12 protein-coding genes are annotated in these 13,575 nt (G+C 33.8%); 8 read left to right on the forward strand and 4 right to left on the reverse strand.

The annotated features are described in order from the left end of the window. Window positions 1–124: 124 nt before the first annotated feature. The 7 genes from folE to M666_RS00400 all read left to right on the forward strand — a co-directional run bounded on the left by folE (window position 125) and on the right by M666_RS00400 (window position 6,385). Window positions 125–805, forward strand: a complete 681-nt coding sequence (folE, locus tag M666_RS00370) for a GTP cyclohydrolase I FolE (RefSeq protein ID WP_029445428.1) — start codon at window positions 125–127, stop codon at window positions 803–805. Between the two features lie 18 nt (window positions 806–823). After that, window positions 824–2,305, forward strand: a complete 1,482-nt coding sequence (gene cysS / locus M666_RS00375; protein ID WP_029445427.1) for a cysteine--tRNA ligase — start codon at window positions 824–826, stop codon at window positions 2,303–2,305. Between the two features lie 534 nt (window positions 2,306–2,839). Beyond that, the gene (gene yidD / locus M666_RS00380) at window positions 2,840–3,061 is read left to right on the forward strand and encodes a membrane protein insertion efficiency factor YidD (protein ID WP_024479484.1); all 222 of its coding nucleotides are present in this window, start codon (window positions 2,840–2,842) and stop codon (window positions 3,059–3,061) included. Between the two features lie 101 nt (window positions 3,062–3,162). Continuing rightward, entirely contained in the window at window positions 3,163–4,119 is a 957-nt protein-coding gene (gene lgt / locus M666_RS00385; RefSeq protein WP_029445426.1) for a prolipoprotein diacylglyceryl transferase, read from the forward strand. A gap of 5 nt (window positions 4,120–4,124) precedes the next feature. Next, window positions 4,125–4,610 carry a DUF192 domain-containing protein gene (locus M666_RS00390; protein WP_029445425.1) on the forward strand — a complete coding sequence of 162 codons (486 nt, stop codon included), beginning with the start codon at window positions 4,125–4,127 and terminating at the stop codon, window positions 4,608–4,610. An 11-nt stretch (window positions 4,611–4,621) separates the two neighbouring features. After that, on the forward strand, window positions 4,622–5,140 hold the full coding sequence (locus M666_RS00395) for a GNAT family N-acetyltransferase (protein ID WP_029445424.1): 519 nt from the start codon (window positions 4,622–4,624) through the stop codon (window positions 5,138–5,140). An 18-nt stretch (window positions 5,141–5,158) separates the two neighbouring features. Next, window positions 5,159–6,385 (forward strand): ATP-binding cassette domain-containing protein, encoded by a 1,227-nt coding sequence (locus tag M666_RS00400; RefSeq protein WP_029445423.1) that lies wholly within the window; start codon window positions 5,159–5,161, stop codon window positions 6,383–6,385. 45 nt (window positions 6,386–6,430) lie between these two features. Here M666_RS00400 and secDF read toward each other — a convergent pair whose 3' ends face one another. Together secDF and M666_RS00410 are read right to left on the reverse strand one after the other, a co-directional pair. After that, a complete protein-coding gene (gene secDF, locus M666_RS00405) occupies window positions 6,431–9,424 on the reverse strand; it encodes a protein translocase subunit SecDF (RefSeq protein WP_029445422.1) in 2,994 nt (997 codons plus the stop codon). Window positions 9,425–9,570: 146 nt separating this feature from the next. Continuing rightward, window positions 9,571–10,497 carry a malate dehydrogenase gene (locus tag M666_RS00410; protein ID WP_024479478.1) on the reverse strand — a complete coding sequence of 309 codons (927 nt, stop codon included), beginning with the start codon at window positions 10,495–10,497 and terminating at the stop codon, window positions 9,571–9,573. Window positions 10,498–10,740: 243 nt separating this feature from the next. On the opposite strand from M666_RS00410, the gene M666_RS00415 reads away from it, so the two are divergent. Next, window positions 10,741–11,100 carry a hypothetical protein gene (locus tag M666_RS00415; RefSeq protein ID WP_024479477.1) on the forward strand — a complete coding sequence of 120 codons (360 nt, stop codon included), beginning with the start codon at window positions 10,741–10,743 and terminating at the stop codon, window positions 11,098–11,100. Window positions 11,101–11,206: 106 nt separating this feature from the next. Here the strand turns inward: M666_RS00415 and M666_RS00420 are convergent, their stop codons facing one another. Both M666_RS00420 and M666_RS00425 read right to left on the reverse strand, forming a co-directional pair. Next, window positions 11,207–11,617 carry a response regulator gene (locus M666_RS00420; RefSeq protein WP_024479476.1) on the reverse strand — a complete coding sequence of 137 codons (411 nt, stop codon included), beginning with the start codon at window positions 11,615–11,617 and terminating at the stop codon, window positions 11,207–11,209. A gap of 3 nt (window positions 11,618–11,620) precedes the next feature. Then, complete coding sequence (locus M666_RS00425) at window positions 11,621–13,417, reverse strand: sensor histidine kinase (RefSeq protein WP_029445421.1); 1,797 nt, start codon at window positions 13,415–13,417, stop codon at window positions 11,621–11,623. Window positions 13,418–13,575 lie beyond the last annotated feature (158 nt).

A 13,575-nucleotide genomic window follows, 5' to 3' on the forward strand; every position in this document is an offset into this window, starting at 1 on the left:
CATTAGTAAGTATAAAACTAAACACGCGACAAAGCCTGTGCTAATTAATGTTGTGTAACAAGCTAAACTTGCTATTAAATAGTAGATAATGTATATCTTTGCAGCATTTAAGAGATGATAATAAATGAAAATTGACAGCACATTAGAAGATCAATTTGATGAAATTGGAGACAATCATGTTTCTACTTCTGAAGATACTCCATTACTTGCCAATGCTTTTGAATTGAGTGATGAAGAAAAAATAGTAAAGATTAAGGCAAATGTTTCTGAAATCATGGAAACTTTAGGCTTAGACCTTACTGATGATAGTTTAAAGGGCACTCCTAACCGAGTGGCAAAAATGTTTGTTAACGAAATATTTGCAGGCTTACACCCTAACAGAAAACCGAAATCCTCAACATTTGACAACAAATACAAATATGGTGAGATGTTGGTTGAAAAAAACATAACACTTTATAGTACTTGTGAGCATCATTTCTTACCAATTGTTGGTAGAGCTCATGTTGCTTATATCTCAAACGGTAGTGTTGTTGGACTTTCTAAAATGAATCGAATTGTAGATTATTTTGCAAAAAGACCACAAGTACAAGAACGTTTAAATATTCAGATTGTAAGAGAATTACAAAAAGTCTTGAACACAGAGGATGTAGCTTGCGTTATTGACGCAAAACACCTTTGTGTAAATTCTAGAGGTATTCGCGATATTGAAAGCAGCACAGTTACTGCAGAATATGGTGGAAAATTCAAAGAAGAAGCTACGCGTAGAGAGTTTTTAAATTTTATCAAATTAGAAACAAGGTTTTAATTATTTTTCAATCAAAGCATGCAATTATATAAAACTCAGCATTTAAAAGTTTACAATTCATTATCTGGACAAAAAGAGCTATTTACACCTATACATGAAGGTGCCATAGGAATGTATGTTTGCGGTCCCACAGTATACAGCAATGTACACTTAGGAAACTGTAGAACATTTATGTCTTTTGATATGATTTTTAGATACTTTAAGCACCTGGGTTATAAAGTACGTTATGTTCGTAATATCACAGATGCAGGGCATTTAGAGAACGATGCAGATGATGGCGAGGATAAAATTGCAAAAAAAGCACGCTTAGAACGTATTGAACCTATGGAAGTAGTACAACGATATACGGTTGACTTCCATACTATTTTACAAAAATTTAATTTTTTACCTCCAAGTATAGAGCCTACAGCTACTGGTCATATTATTGAGCAGATAGAAATTATAAAAGAGATTCTCAACAAAGGTTTTGCTTACGAGGTTAATGGTTCTGTTTATTTTGATGTTCCAAAATTTAATGAAACCCATAACTATGGCAAATTAAGTGGCCGTAAGTTAGAAGATATGATTGCGAATACTCGTGAATTAGCTGCTCAAGACGACAAGCATAGTCCGCAAGATTTTGCCCTTTGGAAAAAGGCAGAACCGCAACATATTATGAGATGGCCTTCTCCTTGGGGAGATGGTTTTCCTGGTTGGCACCTAGAATGTACTGCGATGAGCACTAAATATTTGGGCGAAACTTTTGATATTCATGGAGGCGGAATGGATTTAAAATTCCCGCATCATGAATGTGAAATTGCACAAGCTGAAGCCAGCAATGGCGCATCGCCTGTAAATTATTGGTTGCACGCTAATATGCTTACCATGAATGGTAAAAAAATGGCAAAATCTACTGGTAATAATATTTTACCAGACGAAATTTTCTCTGGTAATAATAGCATTCTTTCAAAAGCTTTTACCCCTACGGTAGTACGTTTTTTTATGATGCAAGCGCACTACACGAGTATCTTAGATTTAAGCAATGACGCACTGCTAGCTTCTGAAAAAGGATTTCAGAAACTAATGGAAGCTTTAAGCGCTATTGATAAATTAGAAACAGGAGCTAGTTCTGATTTTGATTTTACCACATGGCAACAGAAATGTTACGATGCCATGAATGATGACTTTAATACGCCAACCCTTATTGCTCATTTATTTGAAGCTGTAAAGCATATTAATGCTATCAAAGAAAAGAAAGAAGCTATCTCTGAAGCCGACAAAACACTTTTAAAAGAAACCTTCAACGCCTTCATATTTGACATTTTAGGTCTAGAGGATAAAAATGATGCCAATTCCGATTCTGATAAATTATCTGGAGTGGTGGCCTTATTAATACAACTCAGAAAAGAAGCAAGAGACAATAAAGATTTTGCTACTTCTGATATTATAAGAGACCAATTAGCAGCACTAGGCATTCAATTAAAAGACGGTAAAGAAGGTACTACTTTTAGCATCTCTTAACTTAAATTGCGTCGCAGTTTTGGCGCTAATGCTCCTAAAAAAATATAATGTTTGGTTTTGAATACATGATTCAAGTAGAATCTGTTATCAAAACCAAACCTCCTATAAACATCTTTACGTTTTTCACCCCTATTCTAAAGAAAATGTACGGCTAAATTTTACACGTTCGTTAGTACAAAATTGAACAGGATATAGACCTAGCTCGTTTAAAAAAAAGAGAAATATAATACCGCATTAGAAATACTAGCACCTTACAATTTCTCTCACTTAACAATAAGCTTAAACACTGGAAACACAATCCAACAATTAGTGCCATTATAGAAGGTTGTCACTCTAATTTATCTTTAGAAACGCCATTAACTTACGCCTTGATATTCAAATCTCATTGTTGCATTACAGAAAGGACTTGAACAGTTAGCATCAAATTCCTCTTCTATTAGTTCATAATAAAAATTACTATAACCCTGAACCTAGGAACGCGCAGGTTTTATAATTCCTGTAGAAAAGCGTATTTTTGAGGGTAATTTCATCTTCATGAAAAAAATACTCATTGCACCTTTTGTTTTTTTAGTCCGCTTCTATCAATTGGTCATATCACCACTTACCCCAGCTAGTTGCCGCTACAGCCCTACGTGCTCACAATACACCCTAGAAGCTTTAAGAAAACACGGCCTTTTTAAAGGAGGTTGGCTTGGAATAAAAAGAATTTTTAGTTGCCACCCTTGGGGAGGAAAAGGTTATGACCCCGTGCCTTAAATAGGAGTTTTATTTCAATCGTATAAATTTCTAATTTCTTTACCATGCTTCACGCTGTCTAGCGTCAATTTTCTTATCTTAGCCCTTCAAAATATTTGTAAATGTACTTTTTAGGTATTACTTGGAACCCAAACGACACGCTATTCAAAATTGGGTTTATTCAAATTAAATATTATAATCTTTTATGGATTGCCGCCTTCGCTTTGGGCTGGTACCTTATGAAAAAGATTTTTTTAAAAGAGAAAAAAACTGTTGAGCAATTAGACTCTCTTTTCATATATACCGTTCTTGCAACAATGCTAGGCGCCCGTTTAGGACATGTATTTTTTTATGACTGGCCCTATTACAAAAACAATCTTTTAGAGATATTATTACCCATTAAAGCAAACCCTAATGAGGCCATACTTGGCTTTATCAAAGGATATGAATTCACTGGTTTTACAGGACTTGCAAGTCATGGTGCCGCTATAGGAATTATTATAGCCATGTACTTATATGTACGTAAACACCCAGGCTTTAAAGTAATTTGGATATTAGACCGAATTGTAATCCCTGTAGCTATTGGTGCATTTTTTGTACGTTTGGGGAATTTTTTCAACTCAGAAATTGTTGGTAAAACCGTAGAGAAATCGTTTGTATTTGCTACCAAATTTGTTCGTAATTCTGACGATCTTCCTGCTTACAAAGCAATGCAACTTACCAATGCCAAAACGCCTAGTGTAGCCTACAGTCTTATTGAAAACAATCCTAAATTCGCAGCTATTTTAGAAGCGATACCTTACCGCCATCCAGCCCAATTATACGAGGGAGTTTGCTATATATTTGTTTTCATTATATTATACTATTTCTACTGGAAAACAGATAAAAAAGATAAGCCAGGATTCTTATTTGGTACATTTTTAGTGCTTTTATGGTCTATACGTTTCTTTGTTGAATTTGTAAAAGAACGTCAAAATTCGCTTGATGAATCTATGGAGCTGTTATCTATCGGACAATGGCTCAGTATTCCGTTTGTTCTTATAGGACTCTATTTCATGTTTAGACCAACAAAATCATAAGACCCATGAAAAATGCCTTAGCAATCCTTAGCTGCATAATTCTTGGTTTTCTAAGCTCTTGTAAAGAAGAACCAAAGCAAGCCATAGAAACTGCCGCAATTGCGTTTAAAAAAGAAGGAGAATTAACGATTTATAAAGCGAAAACAGATTCTATTATTGCCTCTTTTGATATAGAGATAGCCGCTACAGATTACGAAACTGAAACCGGACTCATGTACCGCAATACCATGAAACCAACTAGAGGGATGTTATTTATATTTCCCGATGTAGCCATGCATTCTTTCTACATGAAAAATACAGCAATTCCATTAGATATTATTTATATCGATGAGCATTTGAAAATTGCTAGTTTTCAAGAAAATGCTATTCCCTTTAATGAAGAAGGATTATCATCACAGGTACCTATAAAATATGTGCTAGAAATAAATGCAGGATTAGCAGAAAAATATCTTCTAGAAGTTAAAGATAGCATTGTTTATAAAGAACTATAAACAGCATTTAAATGGATTACTTACTGAATAATAGCACGTCTGACCGATTATTATTTAGAAAATTACAACCCAGTGATTTTAACGTATGGCTTCCTTTTCATGAAGATAAACGAACTTCGGAATTTTGGGAAGGTTTACCTGAGAACCCCATAAAAGCGTGTAAGGCAGATTTTGAACGTACACTGTATAGGTATGAGCACAATCTTGGCGGAAAACTCGCACTGATTCACAAGCAAACGAAAACGTTTCTTGGCTTAGCAGGATTACTTGTACAAGAAATACACGAAAAAAAAGAAATTGAAATAGCCTATTCCCTACTTCCTAAACACTGGAACATGGGTTATGCCACAGAAGCAGCAAAAGCATGTGTAGACTACGCCATTTCTAACAATTTATGCAGCTCTCTAATCAGCATCATCCACAAAGACAATATTCCCTCCCAAAAAGTAGCCCAAAGAAACGGGTTGACGCTAGATTTTGAAACTACCTACCATGGCAATCCTGTCTATATTTTTAGAATAAACCTATAATTCAAATTTTATTGAAGCATGTCTCATACTCTTATCTTCACTCAAAACAATAGCCCAATAAAAAGCTTAATATCTAAGCTTCTTGACCCTCAAAATCCTTTAGATTTAGATGCTATACAAAACCTCAAAGGAGATGTTCTTTCTAAGTCCAAGATTGAAGAATTGATTTTCGAGGAAGAAGTACACGAACTGAAGATTGCCACAAAAAACACAACACAGAGTTTAAAATCAATGTCTAGCGGAGAACAGCGAAAAATTGTATTAAATTACCTTTTAGCAGCTGATGCTGATTTTCTAGTTTTAGACAATCCCTTTGATAATTTAGATCAAGAATCTGTTGCAGACTTAAAAACTACTATTTTAGAACATACTGCTACCAAATTATTTATAGTCATCTTAAGCAGAAAAGCAGATGCCTTAGCTTTCATCAAGAATAGATATGAACTTCTACTCCATGGAAATCTACAGCGAATAGGCAAAGAAACGGAATTCAATTTAGAAAATCCTTTTACTAGAGCGCTTCCTAAACCATTTAAAAAGTTAGATTACGAAGGAGACGTATTAATAAGTCTAAAAAATATAAATGTACATTTTGAACAGAAACCTATATTACAAAACATTACTTGGGAAATTAAAAAAGGTTCGTTTTGGCAATTGATAGGAAAGAATGGTAGTGGAAAAACTACCTTACTATCTTTAATTACAGGAGAAAATAGTAAAGGATATAACCAAGAACTCTATTTATTCGGAAAGAAAAAAGGTAGTGGCGAAACCATTTGGGATATTAAAAAAAGAATAGGCTACTACGCACCCACCTTGACTCATAATTTTAAACGCACTCATACAGTAAAAAACATGCTTATATCAGGTTTAAATGACTCTATAGGCCTTTACAAACTTCCAACAGAAAGTCAGTCCTTAATTGCGGAGGAATGGCTAGAAGTGCTTAAAATGAATCATAAAGCAGAAGCTATCTTCACAGAGCTCCCTGTTGGTGAACAACGCTTGGTAATGATTGCAAGAGCCATGATCAAACACCCTTTGGTGTTAATTTTAGATGAACCTACAGAGAATTTAGATGATGAGAGCGCAGCACTGTTTGTTGCTTTGACTAATAAAATTGCAGCAGAGTCCACCACTGCTATTATTTTTGTCTCTCACCGAGAGGAATACGGACTTACTCCGAAACAAAAATACATCCTCACGAAAGACCCCAATGGCTCTGTAGGAACTATTATAAACTAAAAAAAGCCGCTAATTAGCGGCTTTTTCTATATATACAAATAGTATTTATTTTACTTCTTCTGTCTCAACAACACCTTCTTGAGTACTATTCTTTAAAGTATCAAACATAACAGGTGTTGCGATAAATAATGAAGAGTAGGTACCTACTACTACCCCAATAATCATAGCAAACATAAATCCTCTTAAGGAATCTCCACCGAAAGCAAAGATTGCAAGAAGTACAATAACAGTGGTTAAAGATGTATTCAAAGTTCTTCCCAAAGTACTATTTAAAGCTAAGTTCGTATTCTCTCCAGCACTCCAACCTCTTTCCGCAATAATCTCACGAATACGGTCAAAAACTACCACGGTATCATTCAGTGAATATCCAATTACCGTTAGTATCGCTGCTATAAAGGCTTGATCTATTTCCATATTAAAAGGCATGATTTTACCAAAAATAGAGAAGATACCAAGTACAATTAATACATCATGGAATACAGCAGTAACCGCTCCTAAAGAGAATTGCCATTTACGGAAACGGAATAAAATATATAAGAACACAACCGCTAAAGACCCAATAATAGCCCAAAAAGCATTGTTTTTAATATCATCAGCAATGGTAGGACCTACTTTTTTAGAAGACATGATACCAATAGCTTTATCATCATTTGCTACAGAGAAATCTGCAAATGTTGTTCCATCAGGGAAGTACTTCTGTAAGGTTGTAAATAATTTATTCTGAATTTCAGTATCAACTTCTATACCTTCTACATTTACCTTGTAAGGTGTTGTAATCATTACTTGATTATCCTCACCATAAGTTTTAACATTTGTACCACTACCAAAGACACCATTTAATTCTGTAGCCATTTCTGATGGATTCACAGGCTGCTCAAAACGAACTTGGTATGAACGACCTCCTACGAAATCTACACCTTGCTGTAATCCAGGACCAAAAAATAAAGAATATAAACCAACTACTACTAATACCGTAGAAGCGATGTACGCAATTTTTCTTTTCCCTAAGAAATTAATATGTACGTTCTTGAATAAGTTTTTAGTTACTCCTGTAGAAAATTCTAATTTTCTATCTTTTGAAGCTAAGTACCACTCAATTAATAAACGAGTTATAAAAATAGCCGTGAATAATGAGGTTAAAATACCTACGATTAATGTTGTAGCAAAACCTTTAATTGGTCCAGAACCAAAAACAAATAGGATAACTGCGGTTAAACCTGTAGTAATGTTCGCATCTAAAATAGAAGATAGTGCATTACTAAAACCATCTGCAATAGCCAATGACTTCCCTTTACCCTTAGCAATTTCTTCTTTAATACGTTCAAAAATAAGAACGTTTGCATCAACAGACATACCAATAGTTAACACAATACCTGCAATACCAGGTAATGTTAATACCGCCTTGATACTTGTTAATACACCAAAGATTAAAAGTATGTTGAATAATAATGCAATATCAGCAAAAGCACCAGCTCTACCATAATAGAAGATCATCCAAACTAAAACAAAAACCATGGCTATAGCGAAAGAATTAAAACCACTATCAATTGCTTCTTGCCCTAAAGATGGACCAACAATTTCTGATGCTATAATTTCTGCTTTCGCTGGTAACTTACCTGCTCTTAAAACGTTTGCAATATCTTTAGTTTCATTTATAGTAAATGCACCTGTTATTTCCGAACGACCACCAGATATACCTCCAACTTGAGTTACTCCAGGAGCAGTGTATACTTTGTTATCTAAAACAATTGCGATACCGGTACCATTAAGGTTTGCATCATTAGTAAGTTTCTGCCATTCTTTAGCCCCTTTGGTATTCATACTCATAGTTACCGCAGGTCTGTTGCGAGGATCAAAATCATCACGAGCATCACTAACTACATCTCCACTAATTCTTGGCACACCTGCTCTGTTAGATTGTATTGCATACAAACCAACTATTTCCGCACCTTCAGTTGGTCTTTCCCATAAGAATTTTACAAATTGTAATTCTTTAGGAACCAATCTTCTAATTTCTGGCATTTTTAAATAAGCAGAAATCTGTGCGGTATCTTGAGTTGAAGCTCTTACGAAAGCTTGCCCTCCTGGATCAGCAGGAATCAATAAGCTAATTAAAGGATTTACCTCACTAGCAAAATCAATAGAATCTTGAGCTACATCCGATAAAAGAGAATCTATCTCTGACTCTGGCTTCGTAACCGTTGCTGGTTCATCTACCTCTACAAGAGTTTTAAGTTTTTCGTTTGCTGCAAACAAAAACTGACTCAAGTTTTGATTATCTGGTCTGTACGTTTCCCAAAACTCCAATTGCGCCGTACTAGAAAGTAATTCTTGAGCACGCGCGATATCTTTTGCTCCAGGTAATTCTACTAAAATACGACCTGATGTTCCTTCTCTTTGGATGTTAGGTTGTGTAACCCCAAAACCATCAATACGTTCTCTTAGTACTTCAAATGCTGAAATAATAGATTCATCTATTTTAGTTCTGATGATAGGCTTCACCTGATCATCGGTCATTTGAAAGTTGATAACATCGCTTAAACCTTTATTCGCAAAAATTTCAGGAGATGCTAATTTTAAATCTTTCTTTACGTCTTTTATTTTGTCAAATTCTTGAAAAAATAAATCAACATACGTATCGCTACTGCTTTTTGAAGCGGCATCTGCGTTTGCTATTGCTTTGTTGAATTCTGCATTTGTTGTATTATTTGCTAAACCTTTTAAAATATCTTTTACAGATATTTGAAGGGTAACATTTATACCACCTTTTAAATCCAAACCTTTATTTAGCTCTTTCTTTTTAGCATCATTATAGGAAGTAAATCCCATTATAGATTCCTCTCCAATAGAGTCTAAATACTTGACCTCTAAATCTTTTCTTTGATCTAAATAATCAGTTTCAGTACTAGAAATACTGTTAGTAGCATAGGTTGCTGCTTTCTTTTCAACATTGTTCGTTATGAACGTGTAAGACAATTGATAAATACTTACCAATCCAAACAAAAAAGCGAAAAGCTTTATAAGTCCTTTATTCTGCATTAGTTACTATATTAATTTCTGGTTTTTTTTTGTAAGCGTGCAAATATATCATTTAAGTAAGGAATTGACAATATTTTTTGCTTTTATAAACAAGGGCAGTTATCAAACCGACAACTGCCCTTGTTTTATTTAATTACTAGCGCAAATTATAGCTCTAATAAATCGTTAGTCTTCTTAACGCCTGCTGCACTTTCCTGCATTTTAGCTTTATCAGCATCACTTAAAGGAATATTTACTATTTTCTCAATACCATCTTTTCCTAAAATTACCGGAACTCCAATACAAAGGTCAGATAAATCATATTCCCCTTCTAAATAAGCAGAACATGGGAACATTTTCTTTTGATCACAAGCAATTGCCTGAACCATACTAGAAACAGCTGCTCCTGGCGCATACCAAGCACTAGTTCCTAATAATTTAGTTAATGTTGCTCCACCTACCTTAGTATCTTCTGCTACTTGAGTTAATCTATCTTCAGATAAAAATTCTGAAACTTTGATACTATTACGTGTTGCATGGCCTGTTAATGGAACCATACCAGTATCACTATGACCACCAATAACCATTCCGTCTACATCAGAAATAGGTGATTCTAATGCTTCTGCTAATCTATATTTGAAACGAGCACTATCTAAAGCACCGCCCATACCAATAATCTTATTTTTAGCCAATCCTGTAGTTTTGTGCACCAAATATGTCATGGTGTCCATTGGGTTACTAACAACAATAAGGATAACGTTTGGTGAATATTTAATAAGATTAGAAGAAACCGTCTTAACTATACCTGCATTGATCCCTATTAATTCTTCTCTAGTCATTCCTGGCTTACGAGGAATCCCTGAAGTAATTACCGCAACATCACTACCTGCTGTTGCAGAATAATCATTAGTAATACCAGTTATTTTTGTATCGAAACCATTTAAAGAAGCTGTTTGCATTAAATCCATTGCTTTACCTTCTGCAAATCCTTCTTTAATATCTAACAATACTACTTCTGATGCAAAATTCTTTATGGCGATGTACTCAGCACAACTTGCACCAACAGCACCTGCTCCTACGACTGTAACTTTCATTTTATTTTTTTTATATTGATTTAATTGCTCCAAAAATACTGAAATTTAATAGAAAATATAGCCTAAACATTGACTTTTAAAATTGAATTTTGTTAGTTTTTTTACTTAAAAACCGACTTACAAATGTTAAAGAAAAGTGCATCTTGACGAATTTTCCTACAAAATTTTACCGTTGGTCGAAAAAAATATAAAAAAACCAGTCATCTTTAGTATGTTTATCGTCCCAAATTAAACCTACTTACTATGAAAAAGCACTCCCCTTTCATAGCGCTTTGTGCTATGTTACTTTTTGCAAGTTGCTCTAAAACAACTGTTAACAATGATCCCGTTATTGGCATATGGACCAATACCATTGAAAGCAATTCCGTAAATCAAAAAATTATTAAGACAGAATCTGAATGGATTTTTAATGATGCTTACTTAGGAAGGTATCACCAATACGAAAACAAAGGTCTTACGGTACAAACTGATTTTAGTTGGAAGAAAACCGACGAAACATATACCATTTCATATCCAGGAACAGACATGCCAGATGATATTGTAATATTAGTACAATCTACATTACAAGAAACAGACGGTGCTATTCTGGCGGAGAGACAGTAAACTTAAAATACATGCATAAGCTGGTTTTAACGCTAGCTTATGTATATAATTTTCTTTCCCCTATTTAGCAAATCAGTCCCTAATATTAGAGGAAACTATTATCTTTTTAGAAATTGGTTTCATATACTTCTGTGAGAATATTTTTTAGGTTATCCTCTGTAATCGGCTTAACAAAATAACCCGTTAATTCTTGAAACTCCTTGGCTTTTTGCTTATCTGAAGGTAAAGCAGAAGAAGTTACCAAGTAAATTCTAATCGATTTTTCTAATTTAGGCTTCAACTTTTCAAATTCTACTAAAAAACCCCAGCCATCTAAGAATGGCATATTTACATCTAATAGAATAACTTCAGGAACTTCCTGATGAACCTCTGTTTGGTTCGTGATGAAATTAATTGCCTGCTCCCCATCCGTAAAAGAACTTATCGCTATTCGTTCAGAAATTTTACTGAGTATTTTTTTTACCAAATACAGATAAATTTCATCATCATCTACCAATAAAATGTTTCCTTTTTTCATTGCTTAAAAATTAATTTTAAAAGAAGTACCGAGCCCTTCTTTGCTATCTACACTTATTTGAGCATTTAATGCCTCTAGTTGTGATTTTACTAGAAACAGCCCTACCCCTTTTCCTGATATATTTCTATGAAAACGCTTATAGAGCTTAAATACATTAGCACCATGACGTTCTAAATTAATACCGACACCATTATCTCTAACATACAAAACCTTGGCTCCATTTTCTATCTTACCTTCAAATAACACATAAGATTCACTTTTTTCTGTATCTCGATACTTTATTGCATTTGAAATGAAATTTTGAAGAATACTCTTTAAGTACAACTTTGAAAAACTTACCGCTTCCCATTCCTTAAAATCAACAAGCACCTTGAGATTTTGTTCACCGAGCATTAAGTCTGAAAATTCATTTTTAACCAGCGCTATCAATTTAGGAACATTCAAAAATTCAACCTTGATTTCATTTTGATCGAGTATGGCCATATACGCCCTAATATCTTCTGTTAATTCATAAATACTATTGGAAACAGTAGCCATTTTAGGCAGTAACGCTTTAATTTTATCCGGCTCTTTCTCTTCTTTTAGCATATCTATAATAACAGACAAACTAGTCACCGGAGACCTTAAATTATGTGACACTAAATAATTAAACTCCTTTAGCTGATCATTTTTAATTGAAAGACTTTTATTAATATCTTGTATCTGGTAGTTATTTTTTTCTAATTGCGCTTTACTCCCCAATAATGCTTTATTTTTAGCTTCAAGGGCCACATAAAACTGCTCTTGTTGCTTCCTGGACTTAATAAAATAATACGAAAGAATAAGCAGCGCTATAACAGCAAAAAAATTAAAAATAAGGAAATCTTTATACAGAGGCAAAAACCAAGTACCTAGAAATTCTGGTGAGATTTCTTGAACAATAACCCAATCTGTGGGGGTAATAATAATTGGAATTGTACTGAAAATTCCTTCTTTTGAAATGAAGTCTTTTTTAAAATCAAAAACTTTAAAAGTCCACACACTCTCTTGATCTACAAAATTTGTATCAATGGCTTTTTTTAAGGGTAAATGAGTTAAACTATAATTCTCTAGTACGGCTTTTCCTGATTTTTGAATCTCATACCCTAAATCATAAGGCCTTGTATTGGAAGTGATGATATTGAAATTGGCATCTGTTAAATAAAAATTACCGTTGGTGATTTGCGCTTTTAATTGATTTAAAATTCGGCTCATTCTGTAATTAATCACCACAATACCAATTTTCTCATTTAAAGTATTAAAGATGGGTGCCACCCCACGAACAACCGGCTTGTAAGGGGTTTCTAAAACACCATTCTCTCTATTCAAATCAATAGCTGATAGAAATATTTCACCGCGTATAAGCGCTAAACCACTTTGAACATAGGACCTGTTTTCTTTATTCTGTAATGGCCCAAACACCATATTTTTATCATCTTCCCTTTGGTACCGAAAAAATTCTTTTCCTTCAAGGTCTAAAAAACGAAATTGATCATAATCTTGAAACCCATTAATAATTTCAATATAATTATCGATAAATTTTGAGTGTTCACCTAAAGGATCAAAATCTTTAGGATAATCAATTTCACTCCAATATTGGGTACTGAATACTAAGGAAGTATACAAGTCTAATAAATAATTCTTTTTATAGGCAGCTCCTCTTTCCTCCACCTGAACCAAACCCGAAAGCTGCTCTTCTTTCTGGTAAAAAATTAATACAAAGGTTAGAATTAATATAGGAAAGTATAAGATCGCAAATATTTTAAGAACTTTTTTCCACATATTGATCGTAATAAATTAACACATACGATATTCACAACGCTACAGCTATATGAAAATATAAATAATTAGTACATATTTTCCTACTAAAATAAGAAAAAATAGAATATAAATAATAAGATTTATCACTTAAATTTAAAGCATTAATTCTTAGAACACTT

The organism is Cellulophaga baltica 18 (genome assembly GCF_000468615.2).
GTDB lineage: Bacteria > Bacteroidota > Bacteroidia > Flavobacteriales > Flavobacteriaceae > Cellulophaga > Cellulophaga baltica.